Raw genomic sequence first — 19194 nt, forward strand, 5'->3', positions numbered from 1 at the left:
ATAGATTGGCGTTCGCGCAATCAATATTGGCGTTTACCCACATGCTCAATGCAGCAACGCACTATTCAGTCGACTATCCCGACCTGTCACTGATTCTCGCTCTGGTACGCGGTGGCACTCTGGCGCGGGCGGCGACATTGCTGCGGGTGGATGTGTCCACGGTGTTCCGCGCAGTCCGCCGGTTGGAAGCGGCCCTTGGCCAGACACTGTTTGAAAAAAGCCGCAGCGGTTATCTGCCGACCAGCCTGGCGAGCCACCTGGCGCAACAGGCCGAACGCGCCGAGCAAGCCCTTGAGGCTGCGCGCATCAGCGTGGAGCAGGGCGGTGAAGTGATCAGCGGTACGGTGCGCCTGACCTGTACCGACTCGGTATTGCAAGGCTTGCTGCTGCCGGCCCTGGCGCAGTTCATGCCCGAATACCCGGCGCTGACTCTGGAGTTGAGCACCTCCAATGACTTCGCCAACCTTAGTCGGCGTGACGCGGATATCGCCCTGCGCCTTACCAGGACGCCGCCGGAGCATCTTGTCGGCCGCTGCCTGGGCAGTGTCAGCTATCAGGTGTTTGCCAGCGCCGATTACGTGCGCCAGCACGAAGGTCGTGAATTGGCCGATCTGGCCTGGATCGCCCCAGATGACTTTCTGCCAGATCACCCCACCGTGACCTGGCGCCGCGAGCACTTGCCGGGCGTGCGCCCCAGTTACCGCTGCAACAGCATGTTGTCGGTCACCGAACTGGTGCGCACCGGATTGGGCGTTGCGGCGCTGCCGGATTTTCTATTGGAGGATGGACTGCAACCCCTGAGCCCTGCATTGGCCGGGCGTGACACCGCGCTATGGCTGCTGACGCGCCCGGATTGCCGGGCACTGCGCTCGGTGGTGACGTTGTTTGATGAGTTGGGGCGACATGTGCGTTGGCCGCGTCGTTAGGTTTTTCGCACAAACTGCTCATGCATTTCGCACGTCAGGGTTTCGATACGCTCGGTCAACTGCTTGGTCATTTCCGTCAGTCGGGTGTTTTGCTCCAGTAGTTCCAGCAGTTGTCGGGTAGTCTGCGCGGCCTGGGCCTGGCGTTCGGTATTGGCGATGGCCAGGGCTTCGCGGTGTTGCGCATCGGCGTCGGACTGGGCTTTGTCCCGTGCAGCCTGGCGTGTCTGGGCCAGCAGGATCAGCGGTGCGGCATAGGCCGATTGCAGGCTGAAAGCCAGGTTGAGCAGGATGAATGGGTACACGTCGAAGTGGGTGACACCGCTTATGTTCAGCACCACCCACAACACGACGATTGCGGTTTGTGCGCCGAGGAAGGTCGGTGTGCCAAAGAAGCGCGCGAAGGCTTCGGCCTTGAGGGCAAAGGTGTCGTTGCCGAAGGTCGGCGCGAGGTGGGCGTGGCCTCGGTGAAAGCGCAGGTGATCGACGGGGTCGGCTTCAGGTTTGTCTGGGGTCATGGCGGGGGCGAATCCTTAGCGTGAGGACAGTCAGCACTATAGACCGCCCACCCGGGCAGACACATGAAGAACCAGTCAGTTCTGGCCCCGTTCATTGGCAAACGCGCTGACCGCCTGCACCGCCTCGCCGGTGCCTTCGCGAATCTGCAGGATTACCGTGCCGGCCTGGTTGGCCAGCTCCACGCCCTGAGCGGCACGGTCACGGGTAGTGTCCATGCTCTCGATGGCTTGACGGGTTTCTTCCTGGATCATGGCAATCATGCTGGAGATCTCCGTCGTTGAGCCGCTGGTGCGTGCCGCCAGTTGCCGCACTTCATCGGCCACCACGGCAAAACCACGGCCTTGCTCACCGGCGCGTGCGGCTTCGATGGCGGCGTTGAGGGCCAGCAGGTTGGTTTGGTCGGCGATACCGCGAATGGTGTTGACGATGGCCGTGATCTGCTGCGAACGCTCGCCGAGCTTGGCGATCAGTTGCGAAGAGGCGTCAATGTTCACGGCAATTTCACGCATACCCGTGGCGGTCTTCTGAATCACTTCAGCGCCTTTTTCCGCCATGTCCTGGGTGTTCAGGGACAGGTGATAGGCCTGTGCAGCGCTTTGCGCATCGGCGGCATGTTGTAGCACTCGGGAGGTTACGTCCGAGGCGAACTTGACCACTTTGCACAGGCGTCCACTGGCGTCGTACACCGGGTTGTAGTTGGCTTCAAGCCACAGGGTCTGGCCGTGTTTATCGATGCGCTCGAACTGGCCGTTGAAGAGTTCGCCCTGGTTCAGACGTTTCCAGAATTCGGCGTACGCCGAGCTGTTGGCCAACTCCGGTTTGCAGAACAGCCGGTGATGCTTGCCCTGGATCTGCGCCAGGGTGTAGCCCATGCGCTGCAGGAAGTTTGCATTGGCGGTAATGATGGTGCCGTCGAGGTTGAACTCGATCATCGCCATGGCGCGGTCGATGGCTTCCAGCTTGGCATTGGCTTCGCTCTCGGCCTGCAGGCGCGGCGTGACGTCCATGGCGTACTTCACCACTTTGATCACGGTGCCGGCTTCATCGCGTACCGGGTTATAGCTGGCCTCCAGCCACACCGATTGCCCATCGCCCGCCACCCGCTCAAAAGTGCCGGATTGGAACTGGCCGTTGCGCAGTTGCGTCCATAGCTGGTTGTACTCGGCACTGCGGGCGAACGCTGGCGTGCAAAACATCCGGTGGGGCTGGCCCAGGATCTGCTCCGCGCGGTAGTTCATGGTTTTGAGGAAGTTGTCGTTGGCCCGCAGCACCCGGCCTTGCAGGTCGAATTCGATCACTGCCATGGAGCGCTCGATGGCGTCCAGCAGGCTGGCTTGCTGGGCATTGGTGTGTTGCAGGGCAGTGATGGTTTTTTTATGGGCGTTGAATAGCATGTTGGGGGGCTCGGGCAAGCATGCGTATGAGGTATCCATGTATATGCGCCTGACCCCGTAGGGCGCGGAGCCTCACGGTTGACGTGCTCATTGCCAGCTTCCTTGTGCTGACAGAGGGGGTGGAACAACGGATTCAGAGTCGTCGGCCTGCCGAGAAGTTCGCCAGGAAGCGGGACCATTATTGGGGTAGCCGACCAATGGAGGCATTATGCTATTGCGTCGGGGCTGCGCCAGAAGATTCAGACGAAATGTTGTAGGACGACTTAGGCGGAATGAGCGACTGCGTTATGGCTGAGTTTGACCCGGTTGCGCCCGGTGTCCTTGGCCGCGTACAGCGCGCGGTCAGCGGCATTGAGCCACATGGCGGCATCGCTGAAGACGGGCTGGAAGTCCGCCAGGCCGATGCTCAGGCTCACGCGTAATTCGGGAATCTGAGGGTTGCGATAGTTACTGAAGATTTCGCGCATGCGCTCCATCACCAGCGCTGCTTCCTGCAAGGGCATTTGTGGAAGGATCACGCAGAATTCATCGCCGCCGTAACGTCCCGCCAAGTCGTTTTCCCGCAGGTGTTGGCGCAACAGCTGACTCAGTTGGCGCAACACTGTGTCACCGACGATGTGCCCGTGGGTGTCGTTGATTCGCTTGAAGTGATCGATATCGATCAATGCGATGGTGGCTTGGCCTTTTTGCTGCTGGCACTTATGGAACTTGAGGTTCAGCAAGTCTTTCCACGAGCCATGATTGAGCAGGCCGGTCAGGCTGTCGATTCGACTCAGGGCGCTGAGGGTGCGTTTATGCTCCGACAGTTTGATCGCCAACTGGTAACAGACCATGCCGATAGCCATCGGGTAGAGGGTCAGCATAGGCAGGCAGGTATAGACCTGGAGGGGGCCGACGTGTGGGTTGAACTTGATCCCGAACAACCACCATGCCACGCCAACGCCGCCTGCCTGCGCCACCAGACCGCGCAGGAACAAGCGCTTGCCGCCTGCTGCAACGTTGTTCATGGTCATCATCGACAGGATGGTCACCGCTGACAGCGGCGTGAATTGGCTGGCAGCGGCCCAGAAGCCGCCGAGCAGCGAATCATAGAGCAGGTTGCGTTGTTCGGCTTGATAGGGGAAGGGAGAGCGGGTTGAAAGCAGGTACGCCACATGCGGCCAGGCATAGCCGTTGAACAGCAGCAAAGCCCAGACCCAGCCGGGCATCGATAAAGGGTACAACGCACCGATTACGCTGATGCAGCCGATACCCAGGCCGATGATCCTTGGCTTGTAGATACGCCTGGCAAATGAAAGCCCTTTGCCTCGTCTGTTTTCCATAATGTTTTGGGTCAGCTCTTTTTTGCAGAGGCGGCAGCCAGTGTCAGCGGGTAAAACCGTTGATCGGTTAAGAAGTGTAAATATTGTCAGTTATTCGCGGGGGAATAATCAGTGTCCTTCCAAGCCATTTGTGCCGGTGTGCGAGCGAATACGCCAAAAGCGACCAAGAGTGTCGTTCTCGCAACAGGTTCAGTGCAGGTCAGGGGGAAGGGATTTCATAACCCGCCAGGAACAAGTCGATTGCAGAGTCGATAACATCGGCCTGGGCCGCGGCGTCGAGGGTCGGTTGGCCGAGGGTGATCTGTGGCCAGAACGCAAAGGCCTTGAGCAGACTCTGGATCTGATGGGCCGCAAAAGCCGGGTCGCTGCAGGACAGGCGGCCATCGTCCCGGGCTGCGCGCACCCACTGGGTAAAGCCTTCTTCACGCTGGCTCAGACGGTTGACCATATCCTGCGCACGTTCCGGCGAATGGATGGTGGCGGCAATGGCGACACGGGCCAGGTCGAGGAAGTTGGCGTCCGACATCATTTTCATCTTCGCTTCCAGCAGCCCGCGCAATTGGTCGCGCAGAGGACGATCGCCGGTGTAGACCACATCCAGTTGGGCCGCGGTGCTGGCCCAGAGTTGGTGAAGGATCTCTGCGAACAACTCTTCCTTACTGGGGAAATGGTTGTACACCGTGCGCTTGGAAACGCCGGCGGTGGCGGCGATCTTGTCCATGCTGGTGACCTCGAACCCATTTGCCCGGAACTCGGCGATGGCAGCCGCAATGATGGCTTCGCGTTTGCGGTCGGTAAGGCGTTGGGGGGCAGTCATGGATAGCATTCGGCTCTGAGGGAAAATTACACCCGGTAGTTTACTTGCTCTCGGTTTTGTTGCAATCTAGAAACTACACTGTGCAGTGTAGCTTATGAGTGCGTTGTCATTCGTTAGCGCAGTGTAATTATGAGCCGACCCCAGGAGTCACTCTGCAATGGCCACGATTTCAACCCGCCTCGACCCGGCGCCCACCGCGCTCAAGCCTGCCGAGCAGGACCAGGGACACTTCAGCAACGATGCTCCGGTTCAGCACGGTGGCTTTGGTAAAACGTTGCGTATCTTCTGGAACATGCTGTTCAACAAACCGCGCAGCACGCGCCCGGTGGGCGCGATCCCTGTGCAGCCGTTGACCCGCGAGCAATTGCTGGCAGCCCCAGACCACAGTGTGTTCCGCCTGGGACACTCCACCGTGCTACTGAAAATGCGCGGTAAGTTCTGGATGACCGACCCGGTGTTTGCCGAGCGCGCCTCACCGTTCAGTTGGGCCGGCCCCAAGCGTTTCCACCAGCCACCTATCTGTCTCGAAGAGCTGCCACCATTGGAGGCGGTGATTCTTTCCCACAATCACTACGACCACCTTGACCGCAAGGCAGTCGTTCAACTGGCCGACAAAACGCGATACTTCCTCGCGCCATTGGGCGTGGGTGACACCCTGATCAAGTGGGGCGTCGACGCCAGCAAAGTACGTCAGTTGGACTGGTGGCAGGGCACCGAGGTGGATGGCATCCGTTTTGTCGCCACGCCTGCGCAACATTTTTCCGGGCGCGGCCTGTTCGATGCCAACCAGACGCTGTGGTGTTCATGGGTGATGATCGATGGGGCGCGGCGGATCTTCTTCAGCGGCGACACCGGCTATTTCGATGGCTTCAAACGTATCGGCGAGCAGTACGGCCCTTTCGACCTGACGCTGATGGAAACAGGTGCCTACAACGTCGATTGGCCCCACGTGCACATGCAGCCGGAGCAAACCCTGCAAGCGCATATCGACCTCAAGGGCCGCTGGTTGCTGCCCATCCACAATGGCACCTTTGACCTGGCATTCCATGCCTGGCACGAGCCGTTCGACCGCATCATGGCGCTGGCCTGGGAGCGCAATGTGTCGATCACCACACCGGCGATGGGGCAGATGTTCAACCTGAACCAGCCAGAGCGGGGGCATGCGTGGTGGTTGGAAGTGGAAACCCAAGGCGCGCAAGCGCCGCTTGCGAGCTGAATACCACGGTAATGGAAAAAGGAGTTTTCAGCGTGTTTCAGCGCTGCGACAGCGGCAGGAAGAGGGTGCGATGATCCCCGAAACATAATGGTTCGGGGTAATTCTGATGGAAGACAAGTGTAGGAAAATTTGGCAGCAGGCTCTGCCTTGTCGGCCGGGTCAGCTGTCGCCAGCCCTCGCAGAGCCCTGTGCAGCGCCCCCGGCATCGTCCAGCCCTCTTGCCGACAGTACGAGCCCACGCCATATTGCTTTCGATGTCAGCCCCCACCCTGATGCACACCCTCAAGTCGGTCTGCTTATCCCCGGGTACAACGTGCCGGGCTTTTCCATCAAGCCCGCGCGCGATCCTTCGTTATCACTGATCGCCCTGGGTGGCGTCGAGCCCGAGAGGCCAGTGATGGTGGCGGTGCCCTTGGTGCAGAACAACAGCTCACTCAGCACCGCCCAGCCACTGGCAGGGCAGCGTGTCGGCTTCGCCCAGCACTATGTCCGTGGTGGCGATCACGAACCGGTTGAACACAGTGCCGCCTTCTTGTGTGCGCTGCACGTCCTGCGCAAGGCCGGTGTGCATTTGGTGCCGGTGCCTGCACAACACATGGATGACACGCCCCGGCTTTCCTTGCACACCCGCAATGAAATCGACGACCACGCATTGGAATATCGCCTTGATGCCCTGGTCTCTGATGGCCGCAGCGCGGCCTCTCATGGCGCGTGCTGGAGTGGCTATCCGCGCCTGGAAGCGTCGCTCGAAGATGGCGGCCGTCTGTACTTCTACGGCTCGCGTTGGTCGCGGTATTCGTTGAAGGCATTGGTACAGGGCTACAAAAATAACGTCGCTTGCCTTACGGCGGGCAAAGGGGAAACTGGCTCTGGCGTCGAGTAATCCCACAGTTTGAACGGGCGGGGTCTCGCAGTTGGAAGGGAGAGATGTTTTTAGACTGGCGTACGGATCAACGTTGATTCGTTGTTATTTCTTACCCTTCCCTGGAGGTGATTCATGTTTGGAATTGGTCATGGTCTGAATGTGTTTGTTAATCACGCCGCACCGTTTATAGCCGCGCAAAAGTCGAATACAGGTTCTAACCCCGTTCCGCCCGGAACGGAGTACGCCACAGTTCAGCAACTGGGTGAGCAAATGAGCCGGCCCGGGGCATTCACGTCCGTAGACCTGGTCAATTACCTGCAAGCGCGTATCCGCACGTTGGACCCCGCGTTGAATTCGGTGATTGAGCTGAACCCCAAGGCCCTGGAAGCGGCCCGCGAGCTGGATCGCGAGCGCGCCAGCGGCAAAGTGCGGGGCCCGCTGCATGGCATTCCCATCTTGGTCAAGGACATCGTGGAAGTCGAAGGTATGCAAACCAGTGCAGGGGCTCTGGGCCTTGTCGGGGCTCCCGTCAGCAAGAATGCGCCTGTCATCCAGCGCCTGATCGACCAGGGTGCGATAGTTCTGGGTACCACCAACTTGACGGAGATGGCTGGTTTTCGGGGCGGTCCCGATGGTTATAGCCGCCGAGGCGGGCAAACCCGCAACCCTCATGATCCGAATGCGGATGTCGGTGGTTCCAGCTCCGGCTCGGCTGCGGCGGTTGCGGCAGGGCTGGCGCCTTTGGCAGTCGGTACCGAGACCAATGGGTCGATCATCGTGCCGGCGGCGCTCAATGGTGTGGTCGGCCTCAAGCCCAGTGTTGGTTTATTGAACCGCGATGGGATCATTCCCGCCAGTCGGCGCCAGGACACTCCCGGCCCGATGGCCCGTTCGGTATGGGATGCCGCGCTGATGCTCAACGCCATGGCGGGCAGCCCTACCGGAGCGGAGGCTGTCGATTACACCAGACAGCTCGTGCCAGGCGCCTTGGCAGGCAAGCGTATCGGTTACCCCACGACGTTTTCCGATGACGGTGTAACCCTGCCGGTCGTTAATAGCAAGCAGTTCAACGAGACATTGGAAGTATTGCGCAAACAAGGTGCCATTCTGGTTCCGATCAACATGCGCCTGGCAGATGCTTCACGCTACGACGAACTGCTGCTTTGCGATGTGAAGCAGGCGCTGAACGGCTATTTGGCCAAGCGTGAAGGGTTGCCGGTCAAATCAGTGAAGGAACTGATCACATTCAATGAAGCGCTTGATGGGGCGCAGACCGATCACCAGCCCGTCCTCAAAGAGGTCGACGCATCGACCCTCACGCCGGAGCAAAGTCAGGCGCCATGGGATGAGCTTCTGCGGGATTTTCGCAATACGGTTGACGCCCCTATCAAGGAGCACAATCTGGATGCCATCGTGTCGGATTTCGACAGCAACAGTTACTTTGGCGTTGCAGCCGCCGGCTACCCAGGGATTACGGTACCCTCGGGAGCGACCGAAGACGGCCTGCCCGCCAGTGCCTACTTCTTTGGTACTGCCGGCTCCGAAGCTCAACTGCTGGGCGTGGCGTATGGCTTTGAACAGGGCGCCCAGGCCGCCATTCGGCCGACGCTTTCAACCCCTCATGCACTTGCCAATCCGTAGCGTGCTGCCGGGCTGTGGCGTGACAGCCTAGGGCCCAGGACCAGGCGCGCACGTTTGCGGGCGTCCCTGGTTTTTGCCCTAATAATGTTCCCGGCAGTTGCAACTGCAGGCCTGACGCCCCGACGGTTTACACACGTCTTCCTCGCCTTGGGCGCCCTTTACGAAGACGGCGACTACAGCCTGCGCCGGCATGAGACCTGATTGAAGGCGCTGAACTGCCCGGTGATCCGGCAGGATGTCAGGCGCCATTCGGTTGAGGCGTTGGTGGGTCTATTGCTTGAAAGGTTGCGTGAAGTCAGTGCTCAAGCAAATAGCACTTCAATTCGACCCTGAACACGCGACGCGGGAGCGGTGCTGATGACAATTTGCACATCACGCCCTAGCAGCGACAAGCATTCCAACATCTTGGCTTCACTGATGCCTCGGAATTTTCCACGAAGCATTTCCGACACCTTGGGTTGTGACAACCCGAGAATCACCGAAGCCTGGGATTGAGTGAGATTACGTGCCTTGAGGATCTCGCCGATTTTGGCTGCGAGTTGTGCCTTGACCTGCATTTCGGCAGCGTTGGGCTGACCAATATCCTCATAGACATTGCCGCTGCTTTCTTCGATCTCAATGGTTTCGTGATGCTTCTGCATGATCCTGCGCCGCCTTGAGTCGCTGTTTGATCAGTTGTATGTCGTGCTGTGTGGTTGCAATGCCTTTTGTGGATTTTTTCTGAAAACAATGGAGGACATAAACAGCGGAGCCAAACCGAACGGTGTACACCCCTCGATAAGTGTTGCCGTCGAAATCCTCGACGATCTCCAGTACGGCGTTACCTCCAAATCCTCTCAATGCTTTTGTTTGTGTATGCCTTCCACCTTCTTGAGCGAGATGCAGTGCAAAACCGAAAACGTCTTGAACTGAACCAGGCATCAACTGAAGGTCTTTTTTGCTGGCGCCCACCCACAGCAGTGGCTTCCATGAGCTCATGAGAGATTATACCTAAATAGGGATAAGTGTCAGTGCAGGTAAAAAATTTACTCTGCTGTCTCATGAACTAACTGGAGCGTTGGCTGAGGCGTACCGCCGCGCACACTCATCCCCCAACCCGGCGCAAACCCGGGGAAGAACACCAACCCCTCGGCCTCCAGCCGAAACGCCAGTGCCAGGCGGGTGTCGTCAGCCACGTCGCCCTCGCTTTCAAACTGTTGAAGCGCCTGCACCGTCACCCCTGCCAGGCGGGCCAGTGCTTCCTGGCTCCAGCCCAACATGGCGCGGGCCTGCACGCTGTGCTTGGCGGTGAATTGGTGCAGGACGATCTGCTGTTCTACGAAAGAGCTCATTGCCAGAGAGGACATGGGTTTTCTCCAGGTTCGACGGGGAAGGCAAACTATACTGTGTTTTTGTACAGTTGTTTTGACCGCTCATCAACTGGATGTTGGACGACCCATTATTCCACCCCCGGTGCCTCCCGAATGATCAAGTGATCCAGGTTCTCGATATTCGCGCTGAAGACCCCGAACGTCTGTTCGGGGTTCTTCTTGCTGGGCACCTGTTTCAGCTGCGGCGTCACCCCATAGAAGAAGCAATACAACGCCCGCTCACTGTCCACTGCCGCCTTGATCTGCTCCAGGAAGGCTGTGCGCTTGCGGTAGTTCTCGATGAGTTTCTTGCTCAGGTAGACGTTCACCGAGTAGGGCTTCTTGTCGAGCCACACTTTCTTTTCGAAATCGATGCGGAAGCTGCTGGTGTAGTCCTTGATGGCCTTGATCTTGCCCCAATAGATCAAGCCCTTGTTGTCTTGCAGGTATTCGATTTTCTTGAAAAACGTCCAGTAGGTCGCCGTGTGATCGCCGATCTTCAGCGGCATGCGCTTGAGCTTGTCCTTGTCGTCGATATTCGACACATAACATTCCACCGGGTGGGCAAATACGCTGGTTTTGTCCGGGGTGGTGTCGCTTGTGCCGGTGGACGTGCTGGTCCGAGTCGAAGGAGCCTTCGTTGAGTCTTGTAGGATGTTTTCCTGAGTGGCCGCCAGCGGTTTTTTCCGTTCGTACTGACGCGGTGTCAGTACAAATTCCGACGGGAAGTTTTCCTCTCTCTCGTCGTCATTTTCACCTGTCGCCGCCTTGTGGGTGCTGGCATAGCGGCAGCCATCGATATGCCGGGTACTGGTCTTGTTCTTGAAGTGCGGTGTGCGCTGATAGTTGACGTTTTTTGCGTTGAAGGTACTCAGCGCATTCGCCGCGTCGAATGCCCCACGGCATTCATCGTTGGGGCACAGAAAGCTGTCCTTGTCCGAATCGAAGTCGGCGGTTTCGTCGAAGTTCAGCTCTCGTACATCGTAGATCGACAGTTTGTCATCGAGACTCAGGCTGTAGGCCGTGTCGAATTTCATGGGGCTCGGGTCCGTGAGATATTTCGCTATTAATAGCGGGATCTTGTGCAAATATCAGCAAGAACCTGCAACCCGCCGCCCACTCAAGAAGCACAGGGTTCCCCCGACGGCCGTCAGTGCGCCGAGGGCGTAGAACATGCTGGTTGGCGCAGCGTTGATCAGCAGATAACCACAGATTACCGGGCTCATCGCACCACCGAACGCTGCCAGGTTTTGTGCGCCGTAGTAACTGCCGCGCAGCGCATCAGGGGCGATGGTATCGATGAACAGAAATTCCGACGGGTAGATAATCATCTCGCCCAAGGTAAACACGAACATCGCCAGGCACCAGGTAAGCAGGCTGTCTGCCTGGCTGAAACCGACCAGGCCGGCGATGAACAGCAAGGTGCCCAGTAAGATCCAGTAGCGCAGTTGTTCGCGTTTGAGAAAACGGCCGATCTGGTACTGCATCAGAATCACGGTGACGGCGTTGCAGGCCAGCACCGCAGACAGAATCTTCAGCGCGTCGGCAGGCTTGTAGGCCACCAGCAGGAATTGCGACAAATACAACGTATAGCGCCCGTGGACAATGGTGCTCAATAAGCTACCGCTGGTGAACAGGATCAGCGTACGGTCGCTGCGCAAAGTGCGCAGGGTCGTCAAAAAACTCAGGGGCCTATTGCTGTCATCATGCTGAGTCGGTGGGATGCCGATCATCAAGAACAGGCTGCCAAACGCAATGGCGCTGGCGATCAGAAAGGGTGCCAGTTGCATGTGACCGGCAATCACCACGCCGAGCATCGGGCCAGTGGCATAGCCCACATTGGTCAAGGTGTAGCGTAGGGAAAATACCTTGGCACGGTCAGCCACCGGCAGGTTTTCGCTGATGATGGCTTTGGAGCCGATCAGGAACAGCGCCGACGCCGCCTCGGTAATCACCAGGGTCAAGGTCGTGAGGTAGAGGTTGCTGGCAAAGGTCAGCAACAGAAAACCGATGGAGCTGGACAGCATGGCCAGGATCAGCAGTTTGCGCTTTTCCAGGCGGTCGATGATGTAGCCGCCATAGAGGCCCAGCAATGTAGCGGTAAACACGGCGATGCCCATCAGCAGGCCGATGTCCTGCTGGTTGAGGCCCAGGCGGGTGCTCAACAGCAGCGCCAGCAACGGGCTGGTCATGGCGCGGCTGACCACGATGGTCACCGAGCAAATCATCAGGCGGCGAATTACCAAAGAGTAGGTGGGCACGTGGGGCTAGCGTCCTTGTTATTGCTTTGAGACAGCACAGGCCGAATGCGAAAGCAGAGCAATGTGGGAGCGAGCAGGCCCGCTCCCACGCTCAGACCGACTTACTGGCCGGCATTGATGGTGATTTTCTCGACTGCACCCTGCTCCAGATCCCACTTCTTCAGGATCTTGCCGTACGTCCCATCGTTAATCATGCCCTGCAACACTTCACTGATCGCGCTCACCAGCTCGGTATTGCTCTTCTCGATGCCAAGCCCAGTGAATTGCTTGGAAATCGCCAGCCCCACCGGCTTGTACTTACCTTTATCCAACGACATCAGATAAGGAATCGTCTCGCTCCCCTGCATCGCTGCATCCAACCGGTTCTGCTGCAGCTGCGCCCGCGCATCCGCCGAGCCTTCGGTACCGATCACTACGATGGCCGGCTTACCCGCCGCTTCGCAGTTTTGCTTGCTCCACGCGGCAATTTCCGACGGCCAGGTGGTACGGCGGCTGGTGCCGACTTTTTTACCGCACAGGTCAGTCAATTCCTTGAGGTCTTCACGCTTGGCCAGGGTGTACAACTGCGGGCCGCTGGTGAAGTAGTCGATGAAGGTCACTGACTTCTGGCGTTCGGCGGTATCGCTCATGCCTGACAGCACAATGTCCACGCGCTTGGTGGTCAGGCCGCTGAGCATTTGCTCGAAGCCGGTTTCCTGCCATTTGATCTTCACGCCCAGGCGCTCGGCCAGGGCGTTGCCCAGGTCAAAGTCCAGGCCGGTGATCTTGTTGGTGGCCGGGTCCTTGAAATCCATCGGCGGATAGTTCGGCACGATAGCCGCGCTGATCTCGCCCTTGTCCTTGATTGCCGCCGGCAATGCCGCGAAAACTGCAGTGGAGGCCATCAGGCCCGCGAGCAAGGTTGGGATAAACAATTTTTTCATGAGGACGTTCTCGTTAGTTTTCTAGTTAAGTGCGAACGGCAGAAATAAAGCTTTGGGTACGCGGGTTTTGTGGGCTTATTAGAATGTCTTCGGGGCTGCCGGCTTCCACAATCTGGCCGGCGTCCATAAACACCATGCGGTTGGACACTTCGCGGGCGAAGCCCAACTCATGGGTGACCACGATCATGGTCATGCCGGTGGTTGCAAGATCGCGCATCACCGACAGCACTTCGCCTACCAGCTCCGGGTCGAGCGCTGACGTGGGTTCGTCAAACAACATCAGCTTGGGCCGCATCGCCAGCGCACGGGCAATGGCCACACGCTGTTGCTGGCCGCCGGACAACTCCACCGGGTAGGCGTTGCGCTTGTCCGCCAAACCCACGCGTGCCAGTAACTCCAACGCGTCTTCGGTCGCTTCCTTGGGCGAGCGCTTGAGTACCTGGCAGGGGCCTTCGATGATGTTCTGCAACACGGTCATATGCGGGAACAAATTGAAGCGCTGGAACACCATGCCCGTAGCCAGGCGCTGACGGGCGATCTGCGATTCGTTCATCTCATGCAGCTTGTTGCCGACCACCCGGTAACCTACCAGTTCGCCGTCGACCCACAGGCCGCCCTTGTCGATTTTTTCCAGCTGATTGACGCAGCGCAGCAGGGTACTTTTACCCGAGCCCGAAGGGCCGATGATGCACATGACTTCGCCTTGCTCGACCTCGATATTGATGTCTCGCAGCGCGTGATACTGGTCGTAGTACTTGTTCAGGTTGACGGCCTTGACGATGCTTCTCATGGGGCAAATCTCCTCAACCCAGACTTACGAGCGCTTGCCGGCGCCGCGGGCAAAACGACGCTCAAGGCGGCTTTGGCCAAATGAAAGAACAGTCACTACCGCCAGGTACCAGATACCGGCAACCATCAGCAGCTCCATGACCCGCGCATTGGCGTAGTAGATGTTTTGCGCGTTGTGCAGCAGCTCCGAGTACTGGATGACGCTGGCCAGGCTGGTCATTTTCACCATGCTGATGAACTCGTTGCCTACAGGCGGAATGATCACTCGCATGGCCTGCGGCAGAATTACCCTACGCAGCGCTTGCAGGCTCGGCATACCGATGGACTTGGCCGCTTCGTACTGGCCGGTGTCTACCGAGAGCAAACCAGCACGTACCACCTCTGCGGTGTAGGCACCCTGGTTGATGCTGAGGCCGAGCAGGGCGGCCACGAACGGCGTCATCAGGTCGACGGTGTCGATGCTGAACAGACCGGGAATCGCGATCACCGGGAAGATCAGCGCCAGGTTGAACCACAACAGCAGTTGCAGAATCAGCGGCGTGCCCCGGAACAGCCAGGTGTAAGTGATGGCTACATACCGCAGGATCGGGTTGGCCGACATGCGCATGATCGCCGTGATCACCCCGATCACCACACCCAGCGCCATTGCCAGGATCGACATGACGATGGTGTTCACCAGGCCCCAGAGGATGGCCTCAGACGTGAGGAACTGTCCGATGTAGGACCATTCGATCTGGCCATTGGCGAATGCGCGCAACAACGCGGCCAGCACGATCACGATCAACGTGGCAAAAAACATCCGCCCGTAATAGCGACGCGGCACGTGTTCGTATTGCGTGATATCGAACTGGTTCTCGGACAACTTGCGCTCGGCTTCCAAGCGCTCTGCCGGGGTTTGATTCATGGTGCTACTCCAAAACTACTAAAGCTCTAACTGTTGTACGTACCCACGGTAGGAGCGAGCTTGCTCGCGAAGAACCTGAGAGCAACGCGGGGTATCAGGTTTCCCGCGTCATCGCTCACCGTCCTCGCGAGCACGCTCGCTCCTACAGAGGGAAGCCGTTCAAATTCTGAAACCGGTGTAGTCGTCGGCCCATTTCCGCTGAGCCGCCAACGCCACCTTCAACCGCCCGATCTGCTCACGCACCCGCTCCGGCGCCGTCCCACCCCAACCACTGCGCGCTGCAATCGCCGCCTCCAGGGTCAAACAGTCGCGCACCTCCGGCAGCAGCCGCGCATCCACCTCCGCCAACATCGCCGGCGAGGCTTCCCACAACTCAATCTCATGCTTCTCACAGGCCTGCACCAGAGCGCCGGTAATCTCATGCGCCTCCTTGAACGGCACACCACGGGTCGCCAACCAGTCCGCCACTTCCGTCGCCAAGGTAAAACCCATCGGCGCCTGGCGCCGCAGTTCTTCCACTTGCACCTTCATGGTCGCGACCATCCCGGCCATCGCCGGCAGTACCAGCAGCAACGTATCCACACTGTCCAACACGCTGTGCTTGTCTTCGCTCAAATCGCGGTTGTACGACAGGGGCAAGGATTTGAGGGTCGACATCAACCCCGTCAGGTTGCCAATCAGCCGCCCGGCCTTGCCCCGCGCCAATTCGGCAATGTCCGGGTTCTTTTTCTGCGGCATGATCGAGCTGCCAGTGGCGTAGGCATCATCCAAAACCACCCAGCGGAACTGGCGCGACGACCACAGGCAAAACTCCTCCGACAGTCGCGAAATGTTCACCCCGAGCATGCCCGCCACAAACAGGAACTCCGCCACATGGTCGCGGCTTGCTACGGCGTCGATAGAGTTTTCGCACGGCCCGGTGTAGCCCATTTCCTTGGCCGAATGCTCCGGCTGGCGCGCAATCGCCGAACCGGCCATGGCCGCTGCACCGAGGGGCGACAACGCCGTACGCGCATCCCAATCCATCAGCCGTTGTACATCGCGCAACATTGACTGGGCGTGGGCCAGCAAGTGATGGGCGAACACAATCGGTTGCGCCTGCTGCAAGTGCGTGAAGCCCGGGCAGATGCTCTCCACATGCTGCTCGGCCTGCTCCACCAGGGCCTGCTGCAAACCCAGCACTTCAGCAGTGATGGTGCGTACATGGTCGCGTAGGAAAAGGCGCAGATCATTGGCCGTCTGGTCGTTACGCGAACGCCCGGCGCGCAGCTTGCCGCCCAGGGCGCCGAGACGCTCGGTCAGTACGCGTTCGATGAAGGTGTGCACGTCCTCGTCATCCAGGGTCGGATGCAGGTTGCCAGCGGCGAAATCTGCGCCAATACCGTCCAGGGCTTGCAGCGTGCGCAAGGTTTCCGATTCATCCAGCAAACCGGCGCGCTGCAACTCACGGGCATGTGCACGGGAGCCGGCGAGGTCATAGGGCGTGAGGCGAAAATAGCGCTCAGGGCAACGCGACAACGCAGCCAGAGCTGCAGACGGGCCGGTCTTGAAACGAGCACCCCAAAGGCGGTCGGTGGGCTGGGACATGGAGGTTCCTCACGCTTGTTTTTAGAAGAGTCGGAGGCAGTAAAAATAAAGTTTTAACGGCGTAGAACCGGCGTCTGACGCGCCGTATTCAAGGTTGCCAAGGGCGGATGTTTATGTTCATTATCGCCGCCTGGCTATATTCAAGGATTGGGTTCAAGCCTGTTGAATATGGCACTTGAGGTCAACGCGTATTATGGAAACTCCACTTTCCACTTCTGGAAACCTGCCGCCAAAACCCGGCACAAGACCGCCGCTGCAACTGAGCGGGCTGGACTTCAAATTGCTGCGCGTGTTCATGGCTGTGGTCGAAGCCGGCGGCTTCAGTGCCGCGCAGAACGAGCTGAATGTGGGGCTGGCGGCGATCAGCAAACAGATCTCCGACCTTGAGATTCGCATCGGCATGCGCCTGTGCACCCGGGGCAGGGAAGGGTTTGGGCTGACCGAAGAAGGCAAGTTGGTGTATCAAGCCTCCATCGAGTTATTTGCCTCGGTGGACAGTTTTCGCGACAAGCTTAGTTCCGCGCAAAACGAACTTATCGGCGACCTTAGTGTGGGGGTTATTGATAACACCGTATCGGACATTAATTCGCCGCTTATTGCAGCCCTGGGCAGATTACATAGCGAGTCGCCAAAAATAAGATTGCGCCTGCACGCCTCGCAACTGGATGAAGTCGAGCGCGGTGTGGTGGAAGGGCGCCTGGTCGCCGGCATCGTCCCGGTGTACCAACGCCGTGAAGAATTCGACTACTTCCCGCTGTACGAAGAAAAGGCCTACGCCTACTGCGCTGTAGGACATCCACTGTTCAATACGGGCGACATAACGCAAGAAGTGTTACGCCAATACGAAGTGGTCAACCACCGGTACGCGATCCATCGTGACAAGGCCAACTTCGTCACCTACGACAGCCAGTCCGCCTCGGCCTCACAGGTGGAAGCCGTCGCCATCCTTATCCTGACCGGCCGCTTCCTCGGCTTCCTGCCGGAGCACTACGCGAAGCCGTTGGTAAGAGAAGGGCGCCTGCGCGCACTGTGCCCGGAGCAGGTCCACTTGAGCACAGCGTTCAACCTGATCCTGCGCCACAACGCGCCGCGCAGCCCGATGGTAAAAGCCTTCGCCGCAGCGCTGGGGGTAGATCTAAAAACCGCGACATAATCCCTGACGAACATCGATCAACAAGTTGACGAAGCTCAAATGTGGGAGCTGTCGAGCCCCAGCGAGGCTGCGAAGGGATCGACGCAGTCCACCAACCCCATCAACCACATCACCGCTGCAACTTGCCCAACTTCTTCTTCGCATGAAAATGCCGGAAATGCGCATCCTGCGCCGCCGCCAACAACTCCCGATCCCCACGCGTATCACCCCAGGCCCGCAGCCGATATTCCCCAAGGTCCCCATACACCGCCTCAAGCCGCAGCACCTTGTTCTCACAGCGGCAGTTGTTCCCGGTGAGTTGACCGGTCAATACCCCGTCAACCACCTCGAGCTCAGTGCCAATCAACTTGATTCCAAGCCGATCGGCAAACGGCTGCAACACCAACGCCGGCGATGCCGAACACAGCGTCACTACTGCCCCCGAGCCCAACTCCTGTTCCACCGACAGTACGCCTGCCGGTCGCATCAACCGCGCCCAATTGCGCTGGCAATACTCCTCGGCTTTCTGCTGCACCCACGCCTTCTCCACCCCCGTCATAAAGGTGCGGATCAACTGCGCCTTCAACTCATCCCGGCTGATCTGCCGCACCAAATAGCGCAGCCCCGGCACCGCCAGCTTGACCATCCGGCCATAGAACTCTCCGGTGCCAAAGGCAAACTTGAGGAAGGGCACAAAACTGTCGTGGTGGGTCAGGGTGCCGTCGAAGTCAAAGACGGAAAGTACTTTGGCATCAGCGGGGCCGGCTTCGAGCATGTCTGGGTTCACGGGTGGTCCTTGATCGTTTGGAGCGGGTTCTCATAACTGTGTGACTGGCGCCCACTGCATGGGTTCAGGCCGATAACGGTTATGCAATTCAGATCAGCCAGAGGTCGTGATGTTGGGCTTTTACTGGCAATGATCAAGGGAGTTTACCCGGTCGGGCATAGGAATGAACGCCGTAGATGGCAGAGTATTTCCCACCGTCCAGCCATTCGACTTGGCGTGTTAAGACAAGTAGTGAGAGTTTTCAGGCAAAAAAACACCCTGCGAAAGCGTAGCCCTCGCAGGGTGTGGGGGTGACCCTCTCATTAACCCGAATTATCCGGGCTTTTAAGACAAGCTCTAATTGATCAATCCCAGCTCAACGCGCCGCCGGTCTGGTACTCGATCACACGGGTTTCGAAGAAGTTCTTCTCTTTCTTCAAGTCCATAATCTCGCTCATCCAAGGGAACGGGTTAGTCGTGCCTGGGTACTCTTCCTTCAAGCCAATCTGCGACAGACGACGGTTAGCGATGAACTTGAGGTAATCCTCCATCATCGCCGCATTCATGCCCAACACGCCGCGAGGCATGGTGTCGCGTGCGTATTCGATCTCCAGTTGTGTCCCTTGCAGGATCATCTGGGTTGCTTCTTCCTTCATTTCGGCATCCCACAGGTGTGGGTTTTCGATTTTGATCTGGTTGATCACGTCGATACCGAAGTTCAGGTGCATCGACTCATCGCGCAGGATGTACTGGAACTGTTCGGCCACGCCGGTCATTTTGTTGTAC

20 protein-coding genes and 1 pseudogene are annotated in these 19194 nt (G+C 58.5%); 5 read left to right on the forward strand and 16 right to left on the reverse strand.

Translation table 11 applies throughout. The features are described from left to right. Nucleotides 1-41: 41 nt before the first annotated feature. Nucleotides 42-926 carry a LysR family transcriptional regulator gene (locus M5B97_RS25025; RefSeq protein WP_248732988.1) on the forward strand — a complete coding sequence of 295 codons (885 nt, stop codon included), beginning with the start codon at nt 42-44 and terminating at the stop codon, nt 924-926. Here the strand turns inward: M5B97_RS25025 and M5B97_RS25030 are convergent. The 4 genes from M5B97_RS25030 to M5B97_RS25045 form a co-directional block, all read right to left on the reverse strand. Beyond that, nucleotides 923-1441 carry a DUF1003 domain-containing protein gene (locus M5B97_RS25030; RefSeq protein WP_123715610.1) on the reverse strand — a complete coding sequence of 173 codons (519 nt, stop codon included), beginning with the start codon at nt 1439-1441 and terminating at the stop codon, nt 923-925. The genes M5B97_RS25025 and M5B97_RS25030 overlap by 4 nt on opposite strands. A gap of 75 nt (nt 1442-1516) precedes the next feature. Continuing rightward, nucleotides 1517-2836, reverse strand: a complete 1320-nt coding sequence (locus M5B97_RS25035) for a PAS domain-containing methyl-accepting chemotaxis protein (protein ID WP_248733002.1) — start codon at nt 2834-2836, stop codon at nt 1517-1519. Nucleotides 2837-3099: 263 nt separating this feature from the next. Continuing rightward, on the reverse strand, nt 3100-4158 hold the full coding sequence (locus M5B97_RS25040) for a diguanylate cyclase (protein WP_123715608.1): 1059 nt from the start codon (nt 4156-4158) through the stop codon (nt 3100-3102). A gap of 199 nt (nt 4159-4357) precedes the next feature. After that, nucleotides 4358-4975: a TetR/AcrR family transcriptional regulator gene (locus M5B97_RS25045; protein WP_123715607.1), complete on the reverse strand. Its 618-nt coding sequence runs from the start codon at nt 4973-4975 to the stop codon at nt 4358-4360. Nucleotides 4976-5132: 157 nt separating this feature from the next. Between M5B97_RS25045 and M5B97_RS25050 the strand changes: the two genes are divergently transcribed. The 3 genes from M5B97_RS25050 (at nt 5133) to M5B97_RS25060 (ending at nt 8697) form a co-directional block, all read left to right on the forward strand. Then, nucleotides 5133-6191, forward strand: coding sequence for an MBL fold metallo-hydrolase (locus M5B97_RS25050; RefSeq protein WP_248732989.1), 1059 nt, complete (start codon nt 5133-5135; stop codon nt 6189-6191). A 313-nt stretch (nt 6192-6504) separates the two neighbouring features. Continuing rightward, entirely contained in the window at nt 6505-7074 is a 570-nt protein-coding gene (locus M5B97_RS25055; protein ID WP_248732990.1) for a hypothetical protein, read from the forward strand. A gap of 252 nt (nt 7075-7326) precedes the next feature. Beyond that, nucleotides 7327-8697: an amidase family protein gene (locus M5B97_RS25060; protein WP_248732991.1), complete on the forward strand. Its 1371-nt coding sequence runs from the start codon at nt 7327-7329 to the stop codon at nt 8695-8697. A gap of 302 nt (nt 8698-8999) precedes the next feature. On the opposite strand, the gene M5B97_RS25065 is transcribed toward M5B97_RS25060, so the two are convergent. From M5B97_RS25065 to argH, 10 genes and pseudogenes are all read right to left on the reverse strand, one after another. After that, on the reverse strand, nt 9000-9338 hold the full coding sequence (locus tag M5B97_RS25065) for a helix-turn-helix transcriptional regulator (protein WP_123714400.1): 339 nt from the start codon (nt 9336-9338) through the stop codon (nt 9000-9002). Then, nucleotides 9313-9675: a type II toxin-antitoxin system RelE/ParE family toxin gene (locus tag M5B97_RS25070; RefSeq protein WP_283101105.1), complete on the reverse strand. Its 363-nt coding sequence runs from the start codon at nt 9673-9675 to the stop codon at nt 9313-9315. Before M5B97_RS25070 ends, M5B97_RS25065 begins: the two co-directional genes overlap by 26 nt. Nucleotides 9676-9722: 47 nt before the next feature. Continuing rightward, nucleotides 9723-10043 carry a helix-turn-helix transcriptional regulator gene (locus tag M5B97_RS25075; protein WP_123714398.1) on the reverse strand — a complete coding sequence of 107 codons (321 nt, stop codon included), beginning with the start codon at nt 10041-10043 and terminating at the stop codon, nt 9723-9725. Nucleotides 10044-10135: 92 nt separating this feature from the next. Then, nucleotides 10136-11083: a hypothetical protein gene (locus M5B97_RS25080; RefSeq protein ID WP_248732992.1), complete on the reverse strand. Its 948-nt coding sequence runs from the start codon at nt 11081-11083 to the stop codon at nt 10136-10138. A gap of 54 nt (nt 11084-11137) precedes the next feature. Further along, a complete protein-coding gene (locus tag M5B97_RS25085; RefSeq protein WP_248732993.1) occupies nt 11138-12307 on the reverse strand; it encodes an MFS transporter in 1170 nt (389 codons plus the stop codon). Between the two features lie 101 nt (nt 12308-12408). Continuing rightward, nucleotides 12409-13230 carry an ABC transporter substrate-binding protein gene (locus M5B97_RS25090; RefSeq protein ID WP_248732994.1) on the reverse strand — a complete coding sequence of 274 codons (822 nt, stop codon included), beginning with the start codon at nt 13228-13230 and terminating at the stop codon, nt 12409-12411. 25 nt (nt 13231-13255) lie between these two features. Next, complete coding sequence (locus M5B97_RS25095; RefSeq protein ID WP_123714394.1) at nt 13256-14020, reverse strand: amino acid ABC transporter ATP-binding protein; 765 nt, start codon at nt 14018-14020, stop codon at nt 13256-13258. A 24-nt stretch (nt 14021-14044) separates the two neighbouring features. Continuing rightward, on the reverse strand, nt 14045-14923 hold the full coding sequence (locus M5B97_RS25100; protein ID WP_248732995.1) for an amino acid ABC transporter permease: 879 nt from the start codon (nt 14921-14923) through the stop codon (nt 14045-14047). A gap of 44 nt (nt 14924-14967) precedes the next feature. Beyond that, nucleotides 14968-15057 (reverse strand): annotated as a pseudogene (locus M5B97_RS25105) (outer membrane lipoprotein carrier protein LolA); the annotation flags it as partial. Nucleotides 15058-15082: 25 nt separating this feature from the next. Then, the gene (gene argH / locus M5B97_RS25110) at nt 15083-16510 is read right to left on the reverse strand and encodes an argininosuccinate lyase (RefSeq protein ID WP_248732996.1); all 1428 of its coding nucleotides are present in this window, start codon (nt 16508-16510) and stop codon (nt 15083-15085) included. Between the two features lie 193 nt (nt 16511-16703). Between argH and M5B97_RS25115 the strand changes: the two genes are divergently transcribed. Further along, nucleotides 16704-17663: a LysR family transcriptional regulator gene (locus tag M5B97_RS25115; RefSeq protein WP_248732997.1), complete on the forward strand. Its 960-nt coding sequence runs from the start codon at nt 16704-16706 to the stop codon at nt 17661-17663. 109 nt (nt 17664-17772) lie between these two features. Here M5B97_RS25115 and M5B97_RS25120 read toward each other — a convergent pair whose 3' ends face one another. Both M5B97_RS25120 and M5B97_RS25125 read right to left on the reverse strand, forming a co-directional pair. Next, nucleotides 17773-18417, reverse strand: a complete 645-nt coding sequence (locus M5B97_RS25120) for an HAD-IB family hydrolase (RefSeq protein ID WP_248732998.1) — start codon at nt 18415-18417, stop codon at nt 17773-17775. Nucleotides 18418-18773: 356 nt separating this feature from the next. Further along, nucleotides 18774-19194, reverse strand: a 421-nt coding sequence (locus M5B97_RS25125) for a ribonucleotide-diphosphate reductase subunit beta (protein WP_248732999.1), incomplete at its 5' end; no start/stop codon positions are given.

The organism is Pseudomonas sp. MWU13-2517, from assembly GCF_023242545.1.
Taxonomy (GTDB): Bacteria; Pseudomonadota; Gammaproteobacteria; order Pseudomonadales; family Pseudomonadaceae; genus Aquipseudomonas.

Excerpts from the sequence above, each read along its gene's own strand:
- M5B97_RS25060 (WP_248732991.1), top strand. The coding sequence starts at position 7,327 with ATGAGCCGGCCCGGGGCATTCACGTCCGTAGACCTGGTCAATTACCTG.
- M5B97_RS25100 (WP_248732995.1), bottom strand. The coding sequence starts at position 14,923 with ATGAATCAAACCCCGGCAGAGCGCTTGGAAGCCGAGCGCAAGTTGTCC.
- M5B97_RS25090 (WP_248732994.1), bottom strand. The coding sequence starts at position 13,230 with ATGAAAAAATTGTTTATCCCAACCTTGCTCGCGGGCCTGATGGCCTCC.
- M5B97_RS25035 (WP_248733002.1), bottom strand. The coding sequence starts at position 2,836 with ATGCTATTCAACGCCCATAAAAAAACCATCACTGCCCTGCAACACACC.
- M5B97_RS25030 (WP_123715610.1), bottom strand. The coding sequence starts at position 1,441 with ATGACCCCAGACAAACCTGAAGCCGACCCCGTCGATCACCTGCGCTTT.
- M5B97_RS25115 (WP_248732997.1), top strand. The coding sequence starts at position 16,704 with ATGGAAACTCCACTTTCCACTTCTGGAAACCTGCCGCCAAAACCCGGC.
- M5B97_RS25065 (WP_123714400.1), bottom strand. The coding sequence starts at position 9,338 with ATGCAGAAGCATCACGAAACCATTGAGATCGAAGAAAGCAGCGGCAAT.
- M5B97_RS25075 (WP_123714398.1), bottom strand. The coding sequence starts at position 10,043 with ATGTCCTCTCTGGCAATGAGCTCTTTCGTAGAACAGCAGATCGTCCTG.
- M5B97_RS25050 (WP_248732989.1), top strand. The coding sequence starts at position 5,133 with ATGGCCACGATTTCAACCCGCCTCGACCCGGCGCCCACCGCGCTCAAG.
- M5B97_RS25070 (WP_283101105.1), bottom strand. The coding sequence starts at position 9,675 with ATGAGCTCATGGAAGCCACTGCTGTGGGTGGGCGCCAGCAAAAAAGAC.
- M5B97_RS25095 (WP_123714394.1), bottom strand. The coding sequence starts at position 14,020 with ATGAGAAGCATCGTCAAGGCCGTCAACCTGAACAAGTACTACGACCAG.
- M5B97_RS25040 (WP_123715608.1), bottom strand. The coding sequence starts at position 4,158 with ATGGAAAACAGACGAGGCAAAGGGCTTTCATTTGCCAGGCGTATCTAC.
- M5B97_RS25025 (WP_248732988.1), top strand. The coding sequence starts at position 42 with ATGCTCAATGCAGCAACGCACTATTCAGTCGACTATCCCGACCTGTCA.
- M5B97_RS25045 (WP_123715607.1), bottom strand. The coding sequence starts at position 4,975 with ATGACTGCCCCCCAACGCCTTACCGACCGCAAACGCGAAGCCATCATT.
- argH (WP_248732996.1), bottom strand. The coding sequence starts at position 16,510 with ATGTCCCAGCCCACCGACCGCCTTTGGGGTGCTCGTTTCAAGACCGGC.
- M5B97_RS25080 (WP_248732992.1), bottom strand. The coding sequence starts at position 11,083 with ATGAAATTCGACACGGCCTACAGCCTGAGTCTCGATGACAAACTGTCG.
- M5B97_RS25120 (WP_248732998.1), bottom strand. The coding sequence starts at position 18,417 with ATGCTCGAAGCCGGCCCCGCTGATGCCAAAGTACTTTCCGTCTTTGAC.